This is a genomic window from Sphingomonas sp. PP-CE-3A-406 (assembly GCF_003688625.1).
Taxonomy (GTDB): domain Bacteria; phylum Pseudomonadota; class Alphaproteobacteria; order Sphingomonadales; family Sphingomonadaceae; genus Sphingomonas.
Window position 1 is genome coordinate 1,271,459 of the sequence record NZ_RCWY01000001.1, and the last position, 23,290, is coordinate 1,294,748.

Here is a 23,290-nt window from a genome sequence, read left to right on the forward strand (position 1 = left end):
CGGTTGCAGGCGGGACCTTGCGCGGGTAGGCGGACAGCCGATGCGGTCGGCGTACCATTCTTCGTCGATCGAGACGCGCGGGTCGGCACGGCGGCGGAGCGTTGCGGTCGGCTTGACGATCGTCGCGCATATCCTGATCATCCTGTTACTGCTGCGGCTGGCGCCGTCGATGGTCGCCAAGCCGGTGGAACCGCGCAACCCCGTGACGTTCCAGCTAGCACCCGATCAGACCGCGCCGACCCCCGCCAAACGGACGCCTTCGCCGACCAAGGTGAAGCGTGCGAGCGGTGGTTCTCCGCAACGTGCGGCGCCGCGCGCCGATGCCGCGCAGACGCCCCCCGCGCCGCCCAAATCGCCGCCGCCGCTGCCGATCAAGATGCTCGGCGGGATGGAGATGTTCGACGCCGCGGATATCTCGAAGATGCCGTCGCATCCTGAAGACCAGCTTGCTGGCGGCGACGGTGGGAGCGGGTCGGGCAAGGGCAAGGACAGCGGGTCGGTATACGGTCCGGGCGAAGGTCCTGGCGGGGAGCGTTTGATGAAGGTCGAATGGTATCGTCGGCCGACCGATGCGGAGCTGAACGGCTATCTGAAGAGCGCGCCGCCACCCAACAGCTGGGCGAAGATCGCCTGCCGGATGATCGCGAACTATCAGGTCGAGAATTGCCGCGCGCTGAGCGAGTCGCCGGTCGGGTCGGGTCTCGCCCGGTCGATGCGTCAGGCCGCGTGGCAGTTCCGCGTCCGCCCGCCGCGGATCAACGGAAAACCGGTCCTCGGCGGCTGGGTCGAGATCGACATCGAGTTCAACTCAGGCTCGGCGCCGTAAGCGACCGCAGTCTTCGCACCGTCAGGGGCGCGCCGGTTCTGCCACCACGGGTTCCACGACGGTCGCGCTAGGCTCCGCCGTCGGCATCTGCTCGATGATCGGCATGGCCGCGCGCGGCGGCGGTTCGGTAACCCCGCCCGGCCCGAGGATCGCGTCGACGTTGCGGCCGTGGAGATGATCGATCTCCGCCTGGCGTCGGCGCAGGTAGAATTCGCGCGACGCCGCATAGGGATCGGCGGCGTTGTCGTGCAGGTCCTTCAGCGTGTCGTCGAACTCCGAGCGATGATCGAGCGCACCGAGGACACCGGCCGGGATCGTGTAGGTCGGGCTGGTGAACGGCTTGCCGACCGCGACCGGCAGCATCAGCCGATCGACTCCGCCGCCGATCAGATCGCGCAGCGTCGTCGGGCCGACCAGCGGCAGGAACAGGAACGGCCCGTTCTTGACGCCGTAATAACCCAGCGTGTTGGCGAACCCGTTCGAGCGGCGCGGCAGGCGGAACGGTCGGCGCTTGGCGATATCGAGCACGCCGACTGCACCGACCGTCGAGTTGATCGCGAACCGACCGACGGTCTCGACGGCCTTGCCGGGCTTCAGCTGCAGCAGGAAGTTCACGAACACGATCGGCTCGCGCAGATTGTAGAGGAAATTGTGGATGCCGCGGCGGATCGGCGACGGGACGGTCTTCTTGTACTGCCGCGCGACCGGCCCGACGAACGCCTTGTCGACCGCCTCGGTCGCGTCGAACGCGGTCGCGTTGACCGATCGCAGCGGATCGCCCGCGAGCGCTTTCCGCCCGACGACGACGATATCGTGCTGTGGCCCGCCGGTGCTGCCGGCCTTCCGCGGTGCAGGCGTCGTCGCCTCTACGATCGGTCGATCGGTTTGCGGCGACACGGGGACCGGTGCGGGCGTGGGAGTAATCGACAGCGACGTTATCAGCGGCGCCACCGCTTGATCGTCGACGCGCACCGGCGGTTCGACCGGCTGTTGCGCGGCGAGCGACTCGCCGTTCGCCTGCATCGATGTTGCAGCCATCAGCAACGCGGTCGTCCAGGCCAACATATGCACTCATCACCCTTGTAGCCGGCCGCACTGTGCGCTCGCCGAAGCAGGGGCGCCACCACAACCCGATCGGTTACAGCCGCTGTGACGATTAGCGCGGCATAGCAAGCACCTAATGATGCCGGACTGTCATATGCGGTAATACAGTGACAGGAATTTGGGCCGCCGTCCGGTGGCGGTCGGCGCGTCTAACGAAGCGGTTGCTTCGCGTCGGTCGACAGCGTGCGCGACAGCGTCACGAAACCACCGCCGTCGACCTGGATCTCGTTGAACGCCGGAGGCGTGCCGCGCGTCCGCTTCGACAGGGTGCCCGCACCGATCATGCGGACCGTTCGGCCCTCGCGATCGACGGGGATATCGAAGGGATCGTGGACGTGGCCGGACAAGACGGCATGCGCCCCCGCCTCGGCAAGCGCGGTCAGCGCCTCGTCGCCATAGCGCGTCTTGGCGGTACCCGTCGTCCCGCCTTCGATCAGCGGATGATGCGCGGCAACAAAGACAAGATTGCCCTTCGGCGCGTCGGCGATCAATGCCAGCGCACGTCGCAACGAACCCTGCCCCACCCTGCCCTTCGACCAGTTCCACCGCCACTGCGCGCGCGCAGTCGTCTTGAGCGGCACGATCGTCACGCCGGGCAGTTCCAATGGGCGTTCGATCATCTGCTCGACCGCGGCATAGCGCTGATACGGTGCGAAGATCCGCCGGAACGGGTCCCAATAATAGGGAATGTCGTGATTGCCGACCTCGAGCGTCACCGGCACGCCCAGCGACCGCAGCCAATCGCCGCCGCGTTCGAACTCGCGCTTGGTCGCACGCATCGTCAGATCGCCCGTCATGATAACCGCATCGGGCTTTTCCGCGGCGACGCACTGGCCGAACCAGGCGATCGCCGCGGGATCCTCCGCGCCGAAATGCACGTCGCTGACATGGAACAGCTTCAGCATGCGAGGGTCACGCAAGTTCGGCGAGCGACGCGGGCTGATGCACCGGGCAACCGTTGAACTTGCCGCGGAAGTTCGCCGACAGCGCGTAGGTATCCTTGCGCGCGCGATTGACCCCGCCGAGCGGCTGGTGCGCGGTGACGCCGTTCCAGATGCTGTAGACCAGCGCATCGTCGGTCCGGTCGGTCACGCCCTGCTCCCAGGAGATTTGCGGCTCCACCGTGAGCGTCGCTATGGTGACGAACGGGCTCTCCGCTTCGTCCCACACCACCGACGCATCCTCGATCGGCATCGCTTCGAGATCGGTGTTGAGCTGGACGCGAAGCTCCCACGCGCCACCATGTTCGATCAGTTCCTCGCGGACCACCTCGCGCAATGCGTCGGGGCGCGCGGTGATGTCGACCATGTCGCCGGTGAGACGCGTCAGGCTTGGCGAGACGGGAAACAGCGCGATCTTCGCGATGTAATCGCCGTAGCGCAGCGGGGTCTGCGAGTAATAGGTTTCGCCGAGCGGGTGGACGGGTTTCGCGCCGCCTAAGGTCTGCAGCGTCGCCGACTGGCCGCCAACCGCTTCGAGCGCGGCTTCGACGACCCGGAAAGTGGCGGACATCGCCTTCTTCACGCCTTCGAACTTGTCGGTGGTCTTCGAGAGCAGTTTCAGGTTCTTCGAAAACGCCTTGGCATCCGCGGCGGCGAACGCAGGTCCGTTGACCATGATGAAGTCCTGCGTCGTCGCGTCTTCCGATCCCGGCAACCGCGCGCCGGCGACATCGAGGATCTTCAGCGCGAGACCGCGCGGCAGGCTGATGCTGTCGTCGAGGATGTCCCCGGCATTGGTCGAGATGCGCAGGATCGCCTCGTGCTCGCCGGGCGTCGCGAAGATCCCTTGCGCCAGTTCGGGGGGCAGATCGGCGGCGATGACCAGCGTCCCGCGGGCGATGCCGTGCGCCTTGGCATGGACCGCGCGGACCGCATGGCCATAGTCCTGTGAGGTCGTCTCGAGAATCTCGCGAAACGACTCCTCCAGCACGGCCAGCGTCTCCTGCTCGTCGGAGGCGACCGTCTCGACGGACGGATCGTAGCGGACGGGGGACTTGCTGGGCATCGGGTAACTCCATTTCGTACCGCGTCGTAACCCCCTGGTCTCGAAAGACGTTCCGCGAGATTGCGATCACGACGTTGCAAACCGGCTGCCGACCGCCGATCAGCGCCATCGAAGGAGCCTATGATGAAGATACCCGAAGTCACCCCGCCAACGGTCGCGATCGTCGGCACCACCGACCGCTTCCCGGTCCGGCGCATTTTCTGCGTCGGGCAGAACTACGCCGATCATGCCCGCGAGATGGGATCCGATCCCGACCGGCAACAGCCGTTCTTCTTCTCGAAGCCGGCGGATGCGGTCGTCGCGAGCGGCACGACGCTGCCCTTTCCAACGCAGACCGAGGATTTGCATCATGAGGTGGAACTGGTCGTTGCGATCGGCGTCGGCGGGAAGGATGTCGCGGCCACGGAGGCGACGGCGATGATCTTCGGCGCTGGCGTCGGCATCGATCTGACGCGGCGTGATCTTCAGGCGGTCGCGAAAAAGGCGGGGCGTCCGTGGGACATGGCGAAGGGGTTCGATCGCTCGGCCCCGGTCGGCGCACTGACGCCTAGCCAGCCGGCCGCCCACGGCGCGATCGCGCTGGCGGTCGATGGCGAGACGCGGCAATCGGGTGACCTGTCGATGATGATCTGGAGCGTGGCCGAGGTGATCGCGGCCCTGTCGAGCTTCGTCGAACTCGCACCGGGAGACCTGATTTTCACCGGCACGCCCGCCGGAGTCGGCCCGATCCGGCGCGGCCAGCGCGTCCGCGCGACGATCGATGGGCTCGAGCCGCTGGAGATCGCGTTCGAGGACTAGGAGGGATCGCCATTAAGTTCGGTTCGGCAAATCCCACCCACTTCCGTCATGCCGGGCTCGTTCCGGCATCCACGGTGCCGCACGATAAATAGTATTTGGTTTGCGGAACGGTGGACCCCGGAACCAGTCCGGGGCGACGGAGAAATTTTGGGGATGGCGCGATCCAGTCGACCGTTCGGGGTCTGCCGTCGCCCGTACTACCTCCATCGATTTCGCAGACTGCGAGGCCAGCGCCGTTCCGCTATTGCACATCGTTATCATTTCTATACGACTGCGCGGATGAACGAGCGCGGCGCTGCACATTCGGAACGGAAGATCGGCGTGCGGCCGTGACTCGCGGCACGATCAAGGCGTGGTATCTGGTCCACAAATGGACGAGCCTGATCTGCACGGCGTTCCTGTTGATGCTGTGCGTGACCGGGCTGCCGTTGATCTTCCACGAGGAGATCGACGGCTGGCTCGATCCGCCCGCACCGCTCGCGGTACTGCCGGCGACGACCCCGGCGCTGTCGCTCGACACCATCCTCGCGCGCGCCGCTGCGCAGGCGCCCGGCGATATCCCGCTCTATCTGAGCTTCGACGACCACCGGCCGATCGTCTATGTCACGACCGGCCCAACTCCCGATGCGGTCCCCGCAGCGATGCATTTCCTCGCGCTCGATGCGCGGACCGGCGCGATGCTGCCGCCGCATGCCGACGGCGTCATGGATTTCATCCTAAAGCTGCACACCGACATGCTGCTAGGCTTCTGGGCGGAGATCTTCCTCGGTTTCATGGGCCTGCTGTTCTTCGCGGCGATCGTGTCGGGCGTGGTACTCTACGCGCCGTTCATGGCGAAGCTCGACTTTGGCACTCTACGCCGCAACCGGAGCACACGGCTTGGCTGGCTCGACCGGCATAATCTTCTCGGCATCGTCACCCTCGTCTGGGCGAGTGTGGTCGGGCTGACGGGCACGATCAACACGCTGGTCGTGCCGATCACCGGGATTTGGAAGGCAAACGGGCTCGCCGCGATCATGGCTAGCGAGGCGCGGACGCCGCTCGGCATGCAGCGCGCGTCGGTACAGGCTGCGCTCGACGCGGTGCAGCGCAAGGCGCCGGACATGACGCCGCAGTTCATCGCGTTTCCCGGCGTCGTGTTCAGCAGCAAGCATCATTATGCCGTGTTCCTGCGTGGGACGACGCCGCTGACGTCGAAACTGCTGCTGCCGGGGTTCGTCGATGCGGCGACCGGGCGGCTCGACGCGGTGACGCCGATGCCGTGGTACATGCAGGCGATGCTGCTCGCGCAGCCGCTGCACTTCGGCGATTATGGCGGGATGGCGATGAAGATCGTCTGGGCGGTGTTCGACGCGCTGACGATCGTCGTGCTCGGCAGCGGGCTGTACCTATGGCTGCGGCGACGCGGCGGGCCGAGCGAACAGCGTGTTCGCGAAGTCGTGATGGCGGGCGAGGCATGAGGCACAGGACGACGCTGCAGGTCTTCGGCGTGCCGATCCTGCTTGGAATCGCCACGCTACTCGGGCTTGGCGCAGGGCTGATCGGCGATGGCGGCTGGGACGTCGCGGCCGGGCTGCTGCTCGCCGCACCGCTGGCGATCACCGGATGGTATTGGACGCGGACGGCGCCGACGAACCGCCGCAACCGCACTGGCGCGGTCCACCAAATGCCCGCAGTTCGGCGGGTGTGACGAAACGGGGCCGGCGGATTGCCGACCCCGTTTCGCAGTTTCGTTCTCGGCTCAGACGCCACGCGCCGGTCGTGCAGTACCGGTCGTTGGAGCCGGCACGGTGCCGGTCATCGGCGCCGGCGGGGTGCCGGTCACCGGAGCGGGTGGCGTAACACCGGGTGCTGGAGCCGGCGGCAGCGTGCCGAGTGCCGTTCCCATCGGTGCAGGGGGGACGACGCCGGCTGGCGGCGGTGGTGGCGGCGCACCGGGTCCACCTGGACCGCCCGGGCCGCCGGGACCACCGTCGGGGCCATCAGGACCGGGGCCGGGCCGCCCCCGCGGCGGACCGCCGACTGGGCCGAGCGCGGTGACCTTGCCGCCTGCACCGACCAGATACGACGCATGGACGAAGCCCTGGTCGAACTGGCCCTGGACGGTGACCGGCTGGCCGGCGGTGACGAGCGTGCCGTCCTCGCCTTCGCGACCGAGGTCGACCAGCGCGCGACCGGTGCGATCGGCCATCACGAACTTGTTGCCGTAGACCTCGGCGACCGTGCCACGAATGGTGACGATGCCGTCCGACTGGAGCGAGCGGATCGCGACCGGCGTGGCGGGGGCCATGCTCACCGTCGGGCGGGTGGCGGCGACCGTGACAGCACCGGCGGCACCGCCGACGACGAGCAGACCGGCGGCGGCGATTGCCAGGCGGTTGCGGCGAAACTTCGAAGGATTGGCGGGGTGTTCCGACATGATGTCTTTCCTCTCGTTGGTTGACGAGAGACGCTCTACGCCGAGTCGGCCGACGCCCGCTGAACCAAGCCGTTCAGTTTCCGTTTGGCACTCAGGCATAAGGCCAGCGGGTCAGGGGAAACACGCATGCGGGTATTGGTGGTCGAGGACGATGTGGCGATCGCCGACGGGTTGGCGCGGGCGTTGCGCGCGGAGCATTTCGCGGTCGACGTCGCGACCAACGGCGAGGATGGCGGCCATCTCGGCGCGACCGAACTCTACGACGTCGCGGTGCTCGATCTCGGCCTGCCCAAGCGCGACGGGCTGTCGGTGCTTCGCGACTGGCGATCGGCCGGGCGCGACCTGCCGGTGCTGATCCTGACCGCACGCGACGGCTGGTCGGAGAAGGTCGAGGGGTTCAAGGCCGGCGCCGACGATTACGTGGTGAAGCCGTTCCGCGTCGAGGAAGTCGTGATGCGGCTGCGCGCGCTCGTCCGCCGCGCCGCGGGTCACGCAGCCTCGCGCGTGACGTGCGGGCCGCTGGCGTTCGACGCACAGCTCGGCACGTTTGAGCTCGACGGCCTGCCGCTCAAGCTGACCGCGTTCGAATGGCGCGTGCTGTCCGCGCTGATGCTCCGCCGCGAAGTGGTGATCGAACGCGCCGACCTGATCGAACGCGTCTACGAAGGCGATGCCGATGTCGATTCGAACTCGATCGAGGTGATCATCGGCAGGCTGCGACGGAAGATCGGCGCGCAGATGATCGAGACGGTGCGTGGCCGGGGTTACCGGTTGACGGGCGGTGGCGCGTGAGGGTGCGACGGTCGCTCGTTCCCCGTTCGCTATACGGCCGGATGCTGGCGATCTCGGCGATCTCGACGCTGGTCGCGCTGGTGTTCGCTGGGTTCGCGATCAGCCATGTCCTCGAACGCTTCGTGATGCACGGGCTCGACGACCGGCTCGATGCGCAGGTGTCGGTGGTCGCGCGCGCGGTCCGCCCCGACGGGACGCTCGACCGGGCGCGGGTCGTCGATCTGGTCGGGTTCGATACGCCCGGTTCGGGCTGGGCCTGGCAGGTGGTCGGTCCCGCAGGCCGCTGGACCAGCGACGGGGCATTGCCCCAGGCTGCCGCCCTGCCCGGCCCCGACACTGCCCCCCCCCGCCCGCCGCTCGCGAGTCGGCCACCGGCACCGCCAGAGATCGACGACCGGCAGCCGCGGCCCGGCGAGACGCGCGACCGGCACGGGCAACGCCTGCATTCGCGCACCTCGACCGTCGCCAGTCGCGCAGGCCCGGTGACGATCACCGCGATCGGCCCGCGGCGGATCGTCGAGGCGCCGTTGCGCGAGGCGATGATCCCGCTGCTCGGCTCGCTCGCGCTGCTCGGTATCGGTCTCGGGCTGGCGACGCTGGTGCAACTCCGGATCGGGTTTCGGCCGTTGCGCGATCTGCGCGAGTCGCTGGCAGCCGTTCGGGCCGGCAGCGCGCGTCACGTCCCCGACGATCAACCCGGCGAACTGCGCCCGCTGGTCGTCGAACTGAATGCGCTGATCGACCAGAACGCCGCCGGGCTGGCACATGCCCGCCAGCATGTCGCGAACCTCGCGCATGGGCTGAAGACGCCGCTGGCCGCGCTGTCGCTCAAGCTGGCCGAGGTCGGCGCAGGCGACGAGCTGCGCGACATGGTCGATCAGATCGACTCGCGCGTCCGCCATCATCTCGGGCGCGCGCGCGCAGACGCCGCTGGGTCGGGCGCGCGCGCGCGCACCGCAATCGCCCCCGCGATCGGCGATCTCACCGACGTGCTGCGTCGGATCCATGCCGAGCGTCCGCTGTCGGTCGCGATCGCCGTGCCGCCCGAGATCGCGGTGGCGATCGACCCGCAGGACCTCGACGAGATGGTCGGCAATCTGCTCGACAACGCCTGGCGTCACGCGCGCGCGCGGATATCGGTCATCGCCGTGATAGAAGGTCCCGTCGTGGCGCTGGCGATTGCCGACGACGGTGACGGGCTCGATAACTCGGTAATCGACGAGGCGATGATGCCCGGCCGTCGGCTCGACGAACGTGGCGACGGGCATGGCTTCGGCCTGTCGATCACACGCGAACTCGCCGAGCTGAACGGCGGTGGGTTAACGCTGGGACGTTCGTCCGAACTCGGCGGGTTGTCGGCCACCCTGACGTTGCCGATCCAGGCCTGAGGCTCGCTAAGCCCCCGACAAAACTTCAGGAATTTCGAAACTTACAATTTTTGTTTGGCGAGAAAGATCTTGGCCCCTGCTCGGCGGGCCGCTGCACTTAAGCTCAAATTAACCTTTTACCTTCATTTGTCCTGTGGTTAATGAATGGAAGTCGAGCTGCGGACATGAGGTGTCGAGCGGTCTCGCGAACAGGGGACGACGCATGCGGGTGCTGCTGATCGAGGACGAGCCGACGACGGCCAAGGCTATCGAGCTGATGCTGACGACCGAAGGGTTCAACGTCTACATCACCGATCTCGGGGAAGAAGGCCTCGATCTGGGCAAGCTGTATGATTACGACATCATCCTGCTCGACCTGAACCTGCCCGACATGCACGGCTACGACGTGCTCAAGCGCCTGCGGGTCGCACGCGTGTCGACGCCGGTGCTGATCCTGTCGGGCGTGAACGAGATGGACTCGAAGGTACGCAGCTTCGGCTTCGGCGCCGACGATTACGTCACCAAGCCGTTCCACCGCGAGGAACTGGTCGCGCGCATCCACGCCGTCGTCCGCCGCTCGAAGGGTCACAGCCAGTCGGTCATCCGCACCGGCAAGTTGGCGGTCAATCTCGATGCGAAGACGGTCGAAGTCGATGGCAGCCGCGTCCACCTGACCGGCAAGGAATATGCGATGCTGGAGCTGCTGTCGCTCCGCAAGGGCACGACGCTCACCAAGGAAATGTTCCTCAACCATCTGTATGGCGGGATGGACGAGCCGGAATTGAAGATCATCGACGTGTTCATCTGCAAGCTACGCAAAAAGCTCAGCCTGGCGTGTGACGGCGAGAATTACATCGAGACCGTCTGGGGTCGCGGCTATGTGCTGCGCGAACCCGACGAGGTGCTCGAAGCCCAGGTCGCGTAACTCCCCTGTATTTGGGAGCGCTGAAGGCCGCGGTACCGGGGGGTGCCGCGGCCTTTCCTGTTTTTGACGGGCGCGGGGAAGAACCCCTACGCCATCGCGAAGTGAACGCGCCGTCACGCTGACGAAAGTCAGCATTCAGAGCAATGAAGCGGGATGCCTGGAATCCTGGGTCCTGACTTTCGTCAGGATGACGGGTCGCGGGCGGTCAGACCTACTTCTTCCGCCGCAGCCGCCGGAACAGGCCGCGCTTGCTGAGCGCCTCGAACATCTCTTCGGGACCTTCGGGGTCGAGCACTTCGTTGTCCGCCAGCCATTCCTCGACCGCGGTCAGGTCGGGGACCTCGTAGGGCTGGACCGTCTTTCCCTTGCCGCGCAGGCGCTCGATCGTCTCGATCAGCGACCCGGTCTCGGCGATCAGATCGCTGACCACAGACACCGAGACCCCAAGATGCTCGGCGATCAACCCGTCGCGGATTGCGGCGATGCCCCGCGCGGTCGCGTCATCGGTCGCGCGAATCGCTAGGTCGCATTCGGTGTCGAGCCGCAGCGAGCGGTTGTTCATGTTCGACGACCCGAGCCGGAACACGTCGTCGTCGGCGATCAGGATCTTCGCGTGGCAATAAATCGGCTCGCCGCCGACGGTGTAGGGATGATACATCCGTAGCCGCCCGTGCGTATCGCGCCGGTGCAGCGCCTCCATCAGCCGCGCCCGCGCGGTATCCATCGCGATCGGTTCGAGCCAGCCTTGCGCAGTAGTCGGGTTGATGATTACGATTTCCGGCCCGTCCGTCTCGTCGAGCCGCCGCGCCACCGCCTCGGCGATCTTCCGCGAGGCGAAATACTGGCTCTCGATGTAGAGGTGCTTCTTCGCTCGCGCGATTTGTCCAAGGAACAGCGCCTCGCTTTCGTAGACCGGTTCCTGGTCGGACATCTCGGGTTCGCTGCGCGCGATCGCGACGTCCACATCGCGGAAATCGACCGACAACCCCTTGGGCCAGTGTTTTCCGCCGGGTTCGCCCGCCGCCATCTTCATCCCGCCAGCCAGGTGCCAGCGCCGCCGGAACAGCTCGCCCAGTGCATGCGCCACGGGCCCCTGCACCGCGCTGATCGCGTCGTGCCACGGCTTGTACGGCTTGCCCGACGGCTGGACGCGGTGCGGATCGCCATCGCGGTGATCGCGCGTGTCCCAGCGGTCGCCGGTCATGTCGATGCCGCCGCAGAACGCCAGCGCATCGTCGATGATGACGATCTTCTGGTGATGCGATGCGGCGGTCGGATGATGGCCGTCGAGCTTGGTGTGGATGCGCTTGTGCTTCATCCATTTCATCATCGTGAAGACGGTCGAGCCACGGAACAGCGACTTGATCGCGCCGGTGTCCCAACGCAGCACGAAGATCTCGAGTTCAGGTTCACGCTCGACCAGCCACAGCATGAATTCGCCGAGCGTCTTGGGCTCGCCGGGGCGATCGACGCCGGGTTCGAGGGCGATGCGCGCGTCGAAGTCCCAGCCGATCAGCAGGATGCGACGCTTGGCGCCCATCATGGCGACGCGCGCGGTCCGGAAATAGTCCGCCGCATCGACGATCACCGCCATCTGTTCGGCGCGTTCGACCCGCCAGCATTCCGTCCCGACCTGCATTCGCGTCCCTTCGTTTGCCCGTCGGCAATACCTGCGGCCGGACGATTGGTTGCGGATGCACCTGTATCGCCGCCCCCCGCGCGCCTATCTAACGCGCTGATGAGTCCTCCTACCCAGCCGCCCGCCCAGCGCAAGGTGATCCATGTCGACATGGATGCCTTCTATGCGTCGGTGGAGCAGCGCGACGATCCGTCGCTGAGGGGGAAACCGGTAGCGGTCGGCGGATCGCGCGCGCGCGGCGTCGTCGCCGCGGCAAGCTACGAAGCGCGGGCGTTCGGGGTACGCAGCGCGATGCCGTCGGCCACCGCGATCCGGCGCTGCCCCGACCTCGTCTTCGTGCCGCCGCGGTTCGACGTGTACCGCGAAGTCTCCGACCGGATCCGCGCGATCTTCGCGGACTACACCGATCTGGTCGAACCGCTGTCGCTCGACGAGGCGTATCTCGACGTGACCGAGGATATCCGCGGGCTCGGCACCGCGGCGGCGATCGCCGAGGAAATACGCGCGCGGATCAAGGCGGACACCGGTCTCACCGCCTCCGCCGGGGTCAGCTACAACAAGTTCATCGCCAAGCTCGCGTCGGACCAGAACAAGCCCGACGGGATCTGCATCATCACGCCCAAGCGCGGCGCGGCGTTCGTCCAGTCGCTGCCGGTCAAGCGCTTCCACGGGGTCGGGCCGGTCACCGCGCAGAAGATGGAACGGCTCGGCATCCTGACCGGCGCGGACCTGTTCGGGCGCAGCCTCGCCTTCCTCCAGGCCAATTTCGGCAGCTATGCGGAGTATCTGTACGGCGCGGCGCGCGGCATCGATCACCGCCCGGTACGCGTCGATCGTGCCGCCAAGTCGGTCGGTGCGGAGCGGACGTTCGAGACCAACCTGCGCGATCCCGACGATCTGCGCGCCGCGCTCCACCGGGTGGCGGACGCCGCGTGGGTGCGGATCGAAAAGCACGGTACGCGGGGACGGACGATCACGTTGAAGCTGCGGCATGCCGATTTCCGGACAATCACGCGGGCGCGGTCGTCGCTGTCGGCGGTGACGGACAAGACCGCGTTCCTGGCGGCTGGGCTGGATCTGTTGATGGCGCAACTGCCGGTGCCGGACGGGGTGCGGCTGCTGGGGCTGACGCTGTCGGGGATCGTTGGCGACGAGGACGAGGCACAGCCGAGCTTGCTGTGATGTGCTCCCTCTGCCTCTGGGGAGAGAGCTGGAATAATCTGCTCCCTCTCTCCTTTGGGGCAAAGGTTGGGGTGAGGGGCTGTTCCGGGCGGAGCATTGCTGGGCTGCCCCTCACCCCGACCCTCTCCCCGCAGGGGAGAGGGAGAAGGAGGATCGCGCTTTCACGTGGACGTTGCTTATCGCCGCGTTTACCCTTTCGCGGACGAGACACCGGGGGGAACCGCGATCGCACTCTGGTTCTTCATTGCAATCGGTTTCAGTGCGGCGGGCTACGCGCTCTATCTCGCGGGGCTGCAGCGTCATCTGGTCGAGCCCAATCGCGCGTCGTGGCTGGTCTGGAGCGCCGCGACCGGGGTCGAGGCGACCACCTACGCCGCGGTCAATCCGCATGCTCCGCAAAGCCTCGTCTTCGGCGGGTCGGCGATCGCCTGCGTCGTCGTCACGTTGGTCATGTGGCAGCGATCGCGGTGGCGCGCGCCGACCCCGAGCGAAACCTTGTGCATGGCGTTCGCGTTCGCCGCGATCCTGCTGTGGGTGGCGTTTCACGAAACCTTCTGGGCGCACATGCTGGTCGTCGCCGCGGTACCGATCAGCTTCTGGCCGACTTGGCAGAGCATCCGGGAGGATCGCACGCGCGAACGATCGCCCGCCTGGGGCTTGTGGACGTTCGGCGATCTCGCGACGCTGTTGCTGGCGACGCGGACGCAAGGCTCGGGGGTCGGTGAATACGGCTATATCGTCGTCGAGCTACTCTGCCACGCGAGCGTGTGGTTGATGGTTGGACTGTCGACGATCAATCCGGCGCGATCGTTCGGGCTGCGGCTCGGCCGGTTCTTCGTCCTCGATTCGTACCGCTCGACGACCAACCTGTTCGCGGTCGGCGAGACGCATCTCGGCAAGACGGTCTATGCTGCAGCGGGGTTCGCCACGGGTGAGACGGTCATCCGCTTTTCGGGGCGTCGGATCGCCGCGGACCGCGTCCCCGCGGCGATGCACGGGACCGCCGATCGCTTCATGCAGCTAACCGCGAGCAGCTTCATGGGCCCATCGGGGCGGATCGACGACCTGATCAACCACAGTTGTTCGCCCAACACCGGGCTGCGGTTCGTCGGCGGCAATGTCTTCCTGGTGGCGATCCGCGATATCGCGGTCGGCGAGGAGATCGCGTGGGATTATTCGACCACCCTCGCCGATCCCGCTTGGCAGATGCCGTGTGCGTGCGGGAGCGCGTCGTGTCGGGGGATCATCGGCGGGTTCGGCACGCTGCCGATCGCCCGCCAGCGCTGGTTTCTCAAGCAGGAGATGGTCGCACCGTATCTGCGCCCGGCGATTGAAGGCGCGCGCGCCGCCTGATCGGGCGTAACCCCGACCGCTGCTGCCTACGCCGCCTTGGCCATCCGCGCCGCCGCGCGGTGCAGCGACAAGATCGCGACCGCGCCCAATCCGGGCCCGTCGCTTTCCAGCCGCAACGATCCCTCCATCGCGGTCATCGAGTTGGCGCACCAGTGCAGCCCGAGGCCGCCAGACTTGTGGTGCCGCGTCGAAAATCCGCGTTGGAACAGGTTTGGCGCGAGGTCGGGGGCGAACCCCTCGCCATCGTCGCGGATCACGATCGTGACACGGTCGTCCTGTTCGACGATCGACGTCATGATCGATCCACTGCCAAGCCCGCGCGCGACGATCGATTCGGATGCGTTGCCGAACAGGTTGCCGATCACTTGGCTGAGGATCACGCGGCTGGCCATCACGGGAATCGGCCCGGCGGGGAAGCTGAACGCGATCGAGACATTCTGCGAATAGCGCGCGATCGTCGCGTTGCGCGCGATGATGTCGGCGACGTCGCACCGTTCCAGCGTCGGCCGCTCGTGCGCGGCCTTCTGCTGCTGGCCGATGATCTCGAGGACATGCGCCATCGCTTCGCGCCCGACCGCGAGTTCGCGGCGCGTTGCCTCGCGGTTGGCCGACTCCGCCTCGATCGCCGCGGCGACGAACGCGACCAGTTTGCGACGGCGCGCCTCGGGAACATCGGTGCGGACGAGTTCGCCCAGCGCGCGGTCGACAGTGGTGCGCTCGATCGGTGGGGCCTGCGCAATACCTTGGCTGAGGATCGTGCTGATCGGGTTCAGCGCGTTGCGGACGTTGTGCATCACCGCGACCGCGCTTTCGCTGCGCCCGAGGTCGAAGGACTGCACCTCGATCTGCTCGCGCAGGTCCTTCAGCTGCCGCAGCATGGCATTGAAGCTGCGGCCGAGCGAGCCGATCTCGTCGCGGCGTCCATGCTCGCTTAACAGCGCCAGCGAGCCCGATGCGCGCACCCGCTCCATGTGGCTTTCGACGCGGTGGAGCGGACGCAGCACGAGCCGGGTGATCGTCCGTCGCAGGACGGCCAGGACGAGCAGCAGCAGGACGGTCGACCCGGCGACCGCGAGCAGCAGCATGCGGCGGCCGAGTAGGGATACGTCGCGTCTCACGCTAAACCGCGTGCTCGCGACGCCGCGACCGTCGGCACCTTTCATCGGCACCGCGATCGTCAGGATACCGGTGCGGGGAGTCACGGTCTCGGCGATCCCCGCCGCGTTCAGATCGATCCGGGCGTCGAGCTGGAGCAGGTCGGAAATCTGCTGCGAGGTGATGACCCGCGCCATCAGCACATAGCCGCGCGGCGCGCCGCTTCCGTCCGAGCGACGCACGCGGGCGATCCCCACCGCCGCGACGCTGTCACCGATCCGCGCGTAGAACCGCCCCGAACTCCGCCCCTGCAGCGCCCGCACGATATCCGTCCTGGCGATCGTCGCGATCAGCTCGCGACGCATCGCCGGCCGCTCGACGCCGCTGACCGGATCACGCCAGCGGGCGATGACGATCCGGCCGTCGGGCGCGACATAGGCCATGCCATCGACACCGATGTTGCTCATCGCCAGCGGCGAGAAGCTGTCGTTCTCGAACCGGGCGTGTTCGGCTCCCGCGCGCCGAGGTGTCGCGTCGGGATCCACCATATAGGCGTAGCTGTCGTTCCAGTCGCCATAGTCGCGCACCGCGCTTTCGACCTTGGCCTCATATTCGGACAGTGCCGCGCGGGTCCGCTCGATATGCCCGGCGATCGCCTTGTCCTCGAGCTGGGTGAAGCTCGGCGTGATGATACCGGCGAGCAGCATCGTGATCGCGATCGCGGCGCACAGCCCGACTGCGGTCATGATCAGCACGAGCTTGGCGCCGAGCGATGCCGGACCGCGGACCCGCCTGAACCGCCGCACCAAGCCGACGGGAAGTACCGCCATCAGCCGCGCGTCCCGTTGCTCGACCTGCGATACACCATCGGACCGTCGCCCGCGGTGTCGTCGCTGCCGCCGACGATCCGCGCATTGGCCATGTCCAGCGCGACCTCGGCGCTGACCGGACGCGAGAAGAAATAGCCCTGGAGATGGCTGGCACCGGCAAGGCGAAGCGCCTGGACCTGCGCTTCGGTCTCGACGCCCTCGGCGATGACGCCGAGCCCGAGCGCACGCCCGAGGTGGATGATCGAATGGACGATCGCCGCGCTTTCGCGCTCGCGGCCCATGCCATCGATGAACGACTTGTCGATCTTGAGGCAGTCGAGCGCGAACTTGCGGATGTTGTAGAGGCTCGAATAGCCCGTCCCGAAATCGTCGAGCGCGATCCGGAAGCCCATCTGGCGGAGCTTGTAGAGCGTGTCGGCGGCGCGCTCGGCATCGTCGAAGATCGCGGTTTCGGTGATCTCGATCTGCAGGCGCGCGGGCTCGATCCCGGCGCGCTGGACGCTCTGCATGATGTGCCCGACGAAATTCTGGCGGCGGAACTGGCGCGGGCTGAAATTGACCGAGACATATTGCCCGGGCCATTGCTTCAGGACCTGGAGCGCCTCGCCGAGCACCCAGTCGCCGAGTTCGTGGATGAGGTTCGATTCCTCCGCGATCGGGATGAAGGTGGCCGGGCTCATCGACCCGTATTCCCCGGTGTTCCAGCGGATGAGCGCTTCGAACCCGATCACCTCGATCGCGCTTCCCGAGACGATCGGCTGGTAGACCAGACTGAGTTCGCCCTTGGCGATCGCCTGGCTGAGGCCGCCCTCGACCCGGCGGCGAAAGCGGATGCCTTCGTCCATGCTCTCGTCAAACAGCCGGACGATCCCGCGACCGCCGCGCTTGGCGTCGTTGAGCGCGAGGTCGGCGCGGCGCATGACATCGACCGGGTCGCGGCCCTGCCCGCCTTCGGTGACGACCAGCCCCGCCGATGCGCCGGCCTGGACCGAGTTGCCGAACACCTGGACGCTGACCGAACAGGCCGCGATGACCCGCTCGCACGCCATCACCGCCGCAGCCTCGCCCGAGGTTTCGAACAGGATACTGAATTCGTCGCCGCCGAGCCGTGCGACCAGCGCACCCTCGGGCGACGCGCGATTGAGGATCGCGCACATCTCGCGGATCAGTTCATCGCCCGCCAGATGGCCGAGCGTGTCGTTGATGAGCTTGAACCGGTCGAGGTCGACCATCACGGTCGCGAACGCGCCCTGCGTCTTGGTGCGCTCGGCGAGCGCGCGAAGGAAGGCGAGACGGTTGGGCGCTTCGGTCAGCGAGTCATGCGTGGCGATGTGGATCGCGCGGCTTTCGTTCGCCGCCAGCTCGGCACCCTGCTCCTCGAGCTGGATGACCTGCGCCGCGAGCTGATCGCGGGCCGCCACCAGCTCGCGGTCGTTCTCCCAGCGCTTGGCGAGCGCGGTGGCGGTCTGCGTGATCTCGGCGACTTCGAACGGTTTGGCGATGTAGAAGATCTTGTCGGCGGGGCCCGCGACCTTGCTGATCTCGACCGGCGAGAAATCGGAAAATCCGGTGACGATGACCAGGTTTATCGCCGGATCGATCGCCCGGATTCGCATCGCGGTTTCGCGGCCGTCGATCCCCGGCGGCATGCGAACATCGATGAACGCGACCGTGAACGGATCGCCGTCGGCGCTGGCACGCTCGACCTCCGCAACCGCATCAAGGCCCTGGTCGCAGTGCGTCAACGCGAACGCAGGGATCGCATCGGCGGTATCCAGCGCATCGTCAGCTAGGGCGTCGCCGAACAACTCGGCCGCCATCGCACCCAGCGTGGCGGCGCCGATCGGATGCTGCCCGGCGAAGCTGCGCCGATAGCTGTCGTGCATCGCCGGCTCGTCGTCCACGATCAGAATACGCATCGATGTACCGCTCCATGTCGCACTTAGCAGGCCAAGCGTAACAGGCCGCCACTAAACGGTACTGCGCGATGCCCTTCTCTATTGACGCAAGCGGTAACGGAACGCGGTTAAGACGGTGTAAACGACGAGGCTAGTTGTTGGCCAAGTGCTTGAGCTCCCAGCACGATCGCGCCGAGCGGGCCGGCATTGTTACCGAGCGCGGGTGGCACGATGAAGGTGTCGGTCAGCGCGACCTCGGGCAGCGTGATGTACCCGCCAAGGCTTCGCGTCATCGCCGCCCGGACGCGCGGGAACAGATGCGTCGCGCCCATCACGCCGCCGCCCATGACGATCCGCCGCGGGATGCCCGTCAGCACCAGCGTATGGCAGAGTTGGCCAAGTGCATCGGCGACGCCGTCCCAGACGGGATCCTCCGCCGGTGCCTGGTCGGCAGGTTTGCCGATCCGCGCGGCGATGGCGGGCCCCGATACGAGGCCCTCCAGGCAGGCACCGTGGAACGGGCAATTGCCGACCCAGTCGTCGCCGCGGAACCGGACCGGACGGATGTGACCGAGTTCGGAATGCGTCAGCCCGTCGATCGGGCGGTGATTCGCGATCATCCCCACACCGACCCCGGTCCCGACCGTGACATAGGCGATATCGGGTAGCCCGGTGGCGGCGCCCCAGCGCGCTTCGGCCAGCGCCGCCCCGACGACGTCGGTATGGAAGCCGGTCGGCACGCCGTAGCGGCGATGCAACCGGCCGGCGATATCCGTCCCTGCCCAGCCCGGCTTGGGTGTCGAGGTGATATGGCCATAATCGCCGGCATGACGATCGATCGACACTGGCCCGAAACTGGCGATGCCGATCGCGACGAACCCGCTCCACCGGTCGAGCACCGCCTCGATCGCCGCCAGCGTTTCCTCTGGGCGCGTGGTCGGGATGCGGACGGTCTCCTCGATCTGGTCGGGGCCGCGCGCAAGGATGCAGATGCATTTCGTGCCGCCGAGTTCGATCCCTGCGACCAAAGGTGCTTCCGTCATCCTGAACTCCCTACGCATATACCGGCGCCCGCTTCCTTTGCCGGCGTCGTCCAGTCAAGAGGCTCGGCCGACCGCGTCGTCCGGAACGACCGAAAACACCGATCACGCTCAACGATCTTTTCGTCCGCTATCGATCCGCGTGGTCGTGCGTTAGGGTAGTTCTCTCTTCCGCTTGCAGACAGGAATTCCCGATGGCCAAGAAACCCCTCAAGATGCCGAAGGTCGATACGTCGGTCGAAGCACAGCCACAGTACAAGGTCGAGTATCGCGAGATCCAGCCTTACGGAACGCTGAAGCGCCTGCCGATCGCACTCGAGGACAACGCCCGTGCGCAGAGCGTGTCGATCCTCAACCAGGTTCTCGCCGATACGATGACCTTGCGCGACATGTACAAGAAGCATCACTGGCAGATGTCGGGCGCGACATTCTATCAACTGCACCTTCTGCTCGACAAGCATTACGAAGAGCAGGCTGCACTGGTCGATCTCGTTGCGGAGCGGATCATGGCGCTGGGCGGTATCTCGATCGCGATGGCGCATGATGTTGCCGAAATGACGACGATCCCTCGCCCGCCCAAGGGTCGCGAAGACGTCCCGACGCAGCTTGCCCGGCTACTCGAGGCGCACGAGATCATCCTGCGCCAGGCGCACGAGGGTGCCGAGGCGGCAGACGAGTCCGGCGACGACGGCACCAACGATCTGCTCGTGAGCAACATCGTGCGCACGCACGAGCCGCAGGTCTGGTTCCTGGCGGAGCATCTCGCCGAGACCGAACTGGTCCGCAGCGACAAGTAAACGAAACGGGGTCCGATTGCGTGGCAATCGGACCCCGCCTTCATCGCTTCACCGTTGCGACCGGCGATCAGCGGGTCGCGTTGTACTTCAGCTGATCGTCGGTGAGCTGGAAGCCGACCAACGCCTCGAAGCTCGCCCGCAGGACCGCCTGCCGGACTTCGGGGGTGCTCAGCGGATCGACCGCAGCATCCTGGTCACCAGCCTTGCGCTTGCGAGTCAGCTTCTCGCGAACATCGTCAGGCAGTGTCGCTGCGGCGCGCGAAATCGTCGACGATGCAGTCGCCGAGGTCGAGGCGAGCGCCTGACCGGCGGCGAAATGCAACGTCACGCGACCGACGCGCTTGGCGACAACGGCGCTGCCGCCGCGGACCACGGTGATGAAATAGGGCAGCGTCACGTCGCGCGCACCCTCGGTACGATTGCGGCGGGCGCGGATGTCGAACGTGACGTTGGTGACGACCTGATCGGTCGCGTCGGCACAGGTCGAGCGGACGTTGGTCATCAGCGCGGCGACGTCGATCGCCGACTGGTCGCGGCTGGTCGTCGGATCGAACAGCGTGACGTCGCCCGTCGCGGCGGGGATCGCCACGGCCGGGCAGACCGAACGGACCGCGGAGATACCGCCGGTCGCGTCGACTTCGCCCTTGCCGGCGCATCCTCCTAAAAGAACAGCAACGGCCGATATGGCGAGGATGGGGGCTTTCACGGCGACGCTTACCTTCTCGAACGAGCGAAAGGGCCACCGCATGTCGCAAGCGGCCCCTGTCGCCGCGCACCATAGGAACCGGCTATCGTCCAGGCAAGCAATCGCGTAGAGGCAGCCGCATCATGAGCCCAATCGACAAGCCGCCGCTCGACCTGCTGATCGCAGCACCCCGAGGCTTTTGCGCCGGCGTCGACCGCGCGATCCGGATCGTCGAACTGGCGATCGAGAAACACGGCGCGCCGGTCTACGTCCGCCACGAGATCGTCCACAACAAGTTCGTCGTCGACACGCTGAAGGCGCAGGGCGCGATCTTCGTCGAGGAACTCGACCAGGTGCCCGACGGCGCGCCGGTCGTATTCTCGGCGCACGGCGTGCCGAAATCGGTGCCGCTCGACGCACAGAATCGCGGGCTGGAGTATCTCGATGCGACCTGCCCACTGGTGTCGAAGGTCCACCGCCAGGCCGAACGGCTGGTCGGCGCGGGTCGGCACATCGTGTTCATCGGCCATGCCGGGCATCCCGAGGTGATCGGGACGTTCGGCCAGGTGCCCGAGGGCGCGATGTCGCTGATCGAGACCGTCGAGGATGCCGAGGCGTTCGCGCCCGCCGATCCGAGCAACCTCGCCTTCCTCACGCAGACCACGCTGTCGGTCGACGATACCGCCGCCGTCGTCGCGACGTTGCAGCGACGCTTCCCCGCGATGCTGCCGCCGCGGGGCGAGGACATCTGCTACGCGACGTCGAACCGCCAGACCGCGGTCAAGGCGATCGCGCATAATTGCGAGGCGATGCTGGTGATCGGTGCGCCCAATTCGTCCAACTCGGTCCGTCTCGTCGAGGTCGCCGAGCGCGAGGGAACGCGGGCCCGGCTGATCCAGCGCGCAAGCGAACTCGACTGGGATTTCCTGGCGGGTGTCCGCACGCTGGGGATCACCGCCGGCGCCTCCGCCCCCGAACTGCTGGTGCGCGAACTGGTCGAACGACTGTCGGAACGCTTCACCGTGACGGAGCGCGAGGTCGAGACGACCCGCGAGACGATCGCGTTCAAGCTGCCGCGTGGCCTGGAAGCCGCTGCTTAGGATGGGCGCCTAGCATGGCGGTCTATACGCAGGTTTCGGCCGAAGCGCTCGCGAGTTTCCTCGCCGGCTTCGATCACGGCGAACTGGTGTCCTTCAAGGGGATCGCAGAGGGCGTCGAGAACAGCAATTATCTGGTCGACACGACGGCCGGGCGGTTCATCCTGACGCTGTATGAGAAGCGCGTGTCGGCGGGCGACCTGCCGTTCTTCATGGCGATGCTCGAGCATCTCGCCTCCGACGGCAACCCGGTGCCGCGAGCCTTGGCGAACCGCGACGGCGTGCTGATCCACGAATTGTGCGGCCGCCCTGCCTGCCTGATCGAGTTCCTGCACGGCGTATCGGTATCGCATCCGACCGCTGCGCAGGCCTATGCCGCCGGTGGGGCGTTGGGGGCTATGCACGAGAGCCTGGCCGGGTTCGCGCTCGATCGGCCGAACACGCTGGGGCCGGCGGGATGGCAGGCGTTGCTGGCGCAGTGTGGCGACGATCTCGACACGATCGAGCATCGCTTGTTCGATCGCGTGTCGATGGCGCTGGACGGCGTCGTCTCGGTCTGGCCCGATAGGCTACCTCGCGCGGTAATCCATGCCGATCTGTTTCCGGACAACGTGCTCATGCGCGGCGATACGGTCGGCGGACTGATCGATTTCTATTTCGCGTGCACCGATATCCGTGCCTATGATCTGGCGATCATGCACAGCGCGTGGAGCTTCGACGACCGTGGCGAGCGCTATGACGCGGCGGTCGGCGGTGCGCTGGTCCAGGGCTATGCGGACCGGCATCCGCTGTCGGACGACGAACGGGGCGCATTGCCGATCCTAGCGCAGGGTGCCTGTTTGCGGTTCCTGCTGACGCGGGCGTGGGACTGGCTGAATACGCCGGCGGGCGCACTGGTGACCCGGAAGGATCCGCTCGCCTATTGGCGACGCTACGAAGCTTACGCAAAGGACGATATGTTCGCATGACTGACGGCGAGATGACGAAGGTGGAGATCTTCACCGACGGCGCGTGCAAGGGCAATCCCGGTCCCGGCGGCTGGGGTGCGGTGATCCGCATGGGCGCGCACGAGAAGGAATTGTCGGGCGGCGAAACCCCGACGACGAACAACCGCATGGAGATGACCGCGGCGATCGAGGCCCTCAATGCGTTGACCAGGCCGTGCGCGATCACGCTGTATACCGACAGCAAGTACGTCATGGATGGCCTCACCAAATGGGTGAAGGGATGGCAGCGCAACGGCTGGAAGACCGCCGACAAGAAGCCGGTGAAGAACGCCGAACTCTGGCACGCATTGCTGGCCGCGGTCGAGCGCCACAAGATCGAGTGGCAATGGGTCAAGGGCCATGCCGGCCACCCCGAGAACGAACGCGCCGACAAACTGGCGAGCGATGCCGCGGTGGCAGCGGGACGAACCTGACCCGCTTCGTCCGGTC

General features: G+C 66.7%; 22 protein-coding genes. 13 read left to right on the top strand and 9 right to left on the bottom strand.

What is annotated here, in order from left to right; translation table 11 throughout:
• Window positions 1-40: 40 nt before the first annotated feature.
• Window positions 41-826: a hypothetical protein gene (locus C8J44_RS05565; RefSeq protein ID WP_121903597.1), complete on the top strand. Its 786-nt coding sequence runs from the start codon at window positions 41-43 to the stop codon at window positions 824-826.
• A gap of 21 nt (window positions 827-847) precedes the next feature.
• Here C8J44_RS05565 and C8J44_RS05570 read toward each other — a convergent pair whose 3' ends face one another.
• From C8J44_RS05570 to C8J44_RS05580, 3 genes are all read right to left on the bottom strand, one after another.
• A complete protein-coding gene (locus C8J44_RS05570) occupies window positions 848-1,864 on the bottom strand; it encodes a VacJ family lipoprotein (protein ID WP_259466721.1) in 1,017 nt (338 codons plus the stop codon).
• Window positions 1,865-2,079: 215 nt separating this feature from the next.
• A complete protein-coding gene (locus tag C8J44_RS05575; protein WP_121903598.1) occupies window positions 2,080-2,835 on the bottom strand; it encodes a metallophosphoesterase in 756 nt (251 codons plus the stop codon).
• A gap of 7 nt (window positions 2,836-2,842) precedes the next feature.
• Window positions 2,843-3,937 carry a catalase family protein gene (locus tag C8J44_RS05580; RefSeq protein WP_121903599.1) on the bottom strand — a complete coding sequence of 365 codons (1,095 nt, stop codon included), beginning with the start codon at window positions 3,935-3,937 and terminating at the stop codon, window positions 2,843-2,845.
• A gap of 120 nt (window positions 3,938-4,057) precedes the next feature.
• Between C8J44_RS05580 and C8J44_RS05585 the strand changes: the two genes are divergently transcribed.
• The 3 genes from C8J44_RS05585 (at window position 4,058) to C8J44_RS05595 (ending at window position 6,425) form a co-directional block, all read left to right on the top strand.
• Window positions 4,058-4,735 (top strand): fumarylacetoacetate hydrolase family protein, encoded by a 678-nt coding sequence (locus tag C8J44_RS05585; protein ID WP_121903600.1) that lies wholly within the window; start codon window positions 4,058-4,060, stop codon window positions 4,733-4,735.
• 329 nt (window positions 4,736-5,064) lie between these two features.
• On the top strand, window positions 5,065-6,195 hold the full coding sequence (locus C8J44_RS05590) for a PepSY domain-containing protein (RefSeq protein WP_121903601.1): 1,131 nt from the start codon (window positions 5,065-5,067) through the stop codon (window positions 6,193-6,195).
• Window positions 6,192-6,425 (top strand): hypothetical protein, encoded by a 234-nt coding sequence (locus tag C8J44_RS05595; RefSeq protein ID WP_121903602.1) that lies wholly within the window; start codon window positions 6,192-6,194, stop codon window positions 6,423-6,425. Before C8J44_RS05590 ends, C8J44_RS05595 begins: the two co-directional genes overlap by 4 nt.
• 51 nt (window positions 6,426-6,476) lie before the next feature.
• Here C8J44_RS05595 and C8J44_RS18605 read toward each other — a convergent pair whose 3' ends face one another.
• A complete protein-coding gene (locus tag C8J44_RS18605) occupies window positions 6,477-7,154 on the bottom strand; it encodes a hypothetical protein (protein ID WP_220683082.1) in 678 nt (225 codons plus the stop codon).
• Between the two features lie 126 nt (window positions 7,155-7,280).
• Here C8J44_RS18605 and C8J44_RS05605 point away from each other — a divergent pair, with 126 nt between their 5' ends.
• From C8J44_RS05605 to ctrA, 3 genes are all read left to right on the top strand, one after another.
• The gene (locus tag C8J44_RS05605) at window positions 7,281-7,946 is read left to right on the top strand and encodes a response regulator transcription factor (RefSeq protein ID WP_060523936.1); all 666 of its coding nucleotides are present in this window, start codon (window positions 7,281-7,283) and stop codon (window positions 7,944-7,946) included.
• Between the two features lie 41 nt (window positions 7,947-7,987).
• The gene (locus C8J44_RS05610; protein WP_121903603.1) at window positions 7,988-9,334 is read left to right on the top strand and encodes a HAMP domain-containing sensor histidine kinase; all 1,347 of its coding nucleotides are present in this window, start codon (window positions 7,988-7,990) and stop codon (window positions 9,332-9,334) included.
• A 202-nt stretch (window positions 9,335-9,536) separates the two neighbouring features.
• Window positions 9,537-10,238, top strand: a complete 702-nt coding sequence (gene ctrA, locus C8J44_RS05615) for a response regulator transcription factor CtrA (RefSeq protein ID WP_055872989.1) — start codon at window positions 9,537-9,539, stop codon at window positions 10,236-10,238.
• Between the two features lie 211 nt (window positions 10,239-10,449).
• On the opposite strand, the gene C8J44_RS05620 is transcribed toward ctrA, so the two are convergent.
• Window positions 10,450-11,877: a phospholipase D-like domain-containing protein gene (locus tag C8J44_RS05620; RefSeq protein WP_121903604.1), complete on the bottom strand. Its 1,428-nt coding sequence runs from the start codon at window positions 11,875-11,877 to the stop codon at window positions 10,450-10,452.
• Window positions 11,878-11,976: 99 nt separating this feature from the next.
• On the opposite strand from C8J44_RS05620, the gene dinB reads away from it, so the two are divergent.
• Together dinB and C8J44_RS05630 are read left to right on the top strand one after the other, a co-directional pair.
• Window positions 11,977-13,059 carry a DNA polymerase IV gene (gene dinB, locus C8J44_RS05625; RefSeq protein ID WP_121903605.1) on the top strand — a complete coding sequence of 361 codons (1,083 nt, stop codon included), beginning with the start codon at window positions 11,977-11,979 and terminating at the stop codon, window positions 13,057-13,059.
• A gap of 165 nt (window positions 13,060-13,224) precedes the next feature.
• A complete protein-coding gene (locus C8J44_RS05630; protein ID WP_259466722.1) occupies window positions 13,225-14,412 on the top strand; it encodes an SET domain-containing protein in 1,188 nt (395 codons plus the stop codon).
• Between the two features lie 26 nt (window positions 14,413-14,438).
• Here C8J44_RS05630 and C8J44_RS05635 read toward each other — a convergent pair whose 3' ends face one another.
• The 3 genes from C8J44_RS05635 to C8J44_RS05645 all read right to left on the bottom strand — a co-directional run bounded on the left by C8J44_RS05635 (window position 14,439) and on the right by C8J44_RS05645 (window position 19,278).
• Window positions 14,439-16,337, bottom strand: coding sequence for a CHASE4 domain-containing protein (locus C8J44_RS05635; protein ID WP_121903606.1), 1,899 nt, complete (start codon window positions 16,335-16,337; stop codon window positions 14,439-14,441).
• Window positions 16,337-18,256, bottom strand: a complete 1,920-nt coding sequence (locus tag C8J44_RS05640; protein ID WP_121903607.1) for a bifunctional diguanylate cyclase/phosphodiesterase — start codon at window positions 18,254-18,256, stop codon at window positions 16,337-16,339. Before C8J44_RS05640 ends, C8J44_RS05635 begins: the two co-directional genes overlap by 1 nt.
• Window positions 18,257-18,363: 107 nt before the next feature.
• On the bottom strand, window positions 18,364-19,278 hold the full coding sequence (locus C8J44_RS05645; protein ID WP_121886081.1) for an ROK family protein: 915 nt from the start codon (window positions 19,276-19,278) through the stop codon (window positions 18,364-18,366).
• 191 nt (window positions 19,279-19,469) lie between these two features.
• Here C8J44_RS05645 and C8J44_RS05650 point away from each other — a divergent pair, with 191 nt between their 5' ends.
• Window positions 19,470-20,072 (top strand): Dps family protein, encoded by a 603-nt coding sequence (locus C8J44_RS05650; RefSeq protein ID WP_056047308.1) that lies wholly within the window; start codon window positions 19,470-19,472, stop codon window positions 20,070-20,072.
• Between the two features lie 67 nt (window positions 20,073-20,139).
• On the opposite strand, the gene C8J44_RS05655 is transcribed toward C8J44_RS05650, so the two are convergent.
• A complete protein-coding gene (locus C8J44_RS05655) occupies window positions 20,140-20,820 on the bottom strand; it encodes a hypothetical protein (RefSeq protein WP_259466723.1) in 681 nt (226 codons plus the stop codon).
• 80 nt (window positions 20,821-20,900) lie between these two features.
• Between C8J44_RS05655 and ispH the strand changes: the two genes are divergently transcribed.
• The 3 genes from ispH to rnhA are packed head-to-tail and all read left to right on the top strand — an operon-like array spanning window position 20,901 to window position 23,274.
• Window positions 20,901-21,857: a 4-hydroxy-3-methylbut-2-enyl diphosphate reductase gene (gene ispH / locus C8J44_RS05660; RefSeq protein WP_121903608.1), complete on the top strand. Its 957-nt coding sequence runs from the start codon at window positions 20,901-20,903 to the stop codon at window positions 21,855-21,857.
• 14 nt (window positions 21,858-21,871) lie between these two features.
• Window positions 21,872-22,822 (top strand): homoserine kinase, encoded by a 951-nt coding sequence (thrB, locus tag C8J44_RS05665; RefSeq protein WP_121903609.1) that lies wholly within the window; start codon window positions 21,872-21,874, stop codon window positions 22,820-22,822.
• Window positions 22,819-23,274 carry a ribonuclease HI gene (gene rnhA, locus C8J44_RS05670; protein WP_056047298.1) on the top strand — a complete coding sequence of 152 codons (456 nt, stop codon included), beginning with the start codon at window positions 22,819-22,821 and terminating at the stop codon, window positions 23,272-23,274. Before thrB ends, rnhA begins: the two co-directional genes overlap by 4 nt.
• The last annotated feature ends 16 nt before the right edge of the window (window positions 23,275-23,290 follow it).

Coding starts and splice junctions, on each gene's coding strand:
- C8J44_RS18605 (WP_220683082.1), bottom strand. CDS start 7,154: ATGTCGGAACACCCCGCCAATCCTTCGAAGTTTCGCCGCAACCGCCTG.
- C8J44_RS05585 (WP_121903600.1), top strand. CDS start 4,058: ATGATGAAGATACCCGAAGTCACCCCGCCAACGGTCGCGATCGTCGGC.
- C8J44_RS05640 (WP_121903607.1), bottom strand. CDS start 18,256: ATGCGTATTCTGATCGTGGACGACGAGCCGGCGATGCACGACAGCTAT.
- C8J44_RS05565 (WP_121903597.1), top strand. CDS start 41: ATGCGGTCGGCGTACCATTCTTCGTCGATCGAGACGCGCGGGTCGGCA.
- ctrA (WP_055872989.1), top strand. CDS start 9,537: ATGCGGGTGCTGCTGATCGAGGACGAGCCGACGACGGCCAAGGCTATC.
- C8J44_RS05605 (WP_060523936.1), top strand. CDS start 7,281: ATGCGGGTATTGGTGGTCGAGGACGATGTGGCGATCGCCGACGGGTTG.
- C8J44_RS05655 (WP_259466723.1), bottom strand. CDS start 20,820: ATGCGGTGGCCCTTTCGCTCGTTCGAGAAGGTAAGCGTCGCCGTGAAA.
- C8J44_RS05595 (WP_121903602.1), top strand. CDS start 6,192: ATGAGGCACAGGACGACGCTGCAGGTCTTCGGCGTGCCGATCCTGCTT.
- rnhA (WP_056047298.1), top strand. CDS start 22,819: ATGACTGACGGCGAGATGACGAAGGTGGAGATCTTCACCGACGGCGCG.
- ispH (WP_121903608.1), top strand. CDS start 20,901: ATGAGCCCAATCGACAAGCCGCCGCTCGACCTGCTGATCGCAGCACCC.
- C8J44_RS05650 (WP_056047308.1), top strand. CDS start 19,470: ATGGCCAAGAAACCCCTCAAGATGCCGAAGGTCGATACGTCGGTCGAA.
- C8J44_RS05610 (WP_121903603.1), top strand. CDS start 7,988: ATGCTGGCGATCTCGGCGATCTCGACGCTGGTCGCGCTGGTGTTCGCT.
- C8J44_RS05575 (WP_121903598.1), bottom strand. CDS start 2,835: ATGCTGAAGCTGTTCCATGTCAGCGACGTGCATTTCGGCGCGGAGGAT.
- C8J44_RS05645 (WP_121886081.1), bottom strand. CDS start 19,278: ATGACGGAAGCACCTTTGGTCGCAGGGATCGAACTCGGCGGCACGAAA.
- C8J44_RS05620 (WP_121903604.1), bottom strand. CDS start 11,877: ATGCAGGTCGGGACGGAATGCTGGCGGGTCGAACGCGCCGAACAGATG.
- dinB (WP_121903605.1), top strand. CDS start 11,977: ATGAGTCCTCCTACCCAGCCGCCCGCCCAGCGCAAGGTGATCCATGTC.
- C8J44_RS05580 (WP_121903599.1), bottom strand. CDS start 3,937: ATGCCCAGCAAGTCCCCCGTCCGCTACGATCCGTCCGTCGAGACGGTC.
- thrB (WP_121903609.1), top strand. CDS start 21,872: ATGGCGGTCTATACGCAGGTTTCGGCCGAAGCGCTCGCGAGTTTCCTC.
- C8J44_RS05570 (WP_259466721.1), bottom strand. CDS start 1,864: ATGGCTGCAACATCGATGCAGGCGAACGGCGAGTCGCTCGCCGCGCAA.
- C8J44_RS05635 (WP_121903606.1), bottom strand. CDS start 16,337: ATGGCGGTACTTCCCGTCGGCTTGGTGCGGCGGTTCAGGCGGGTCCGC.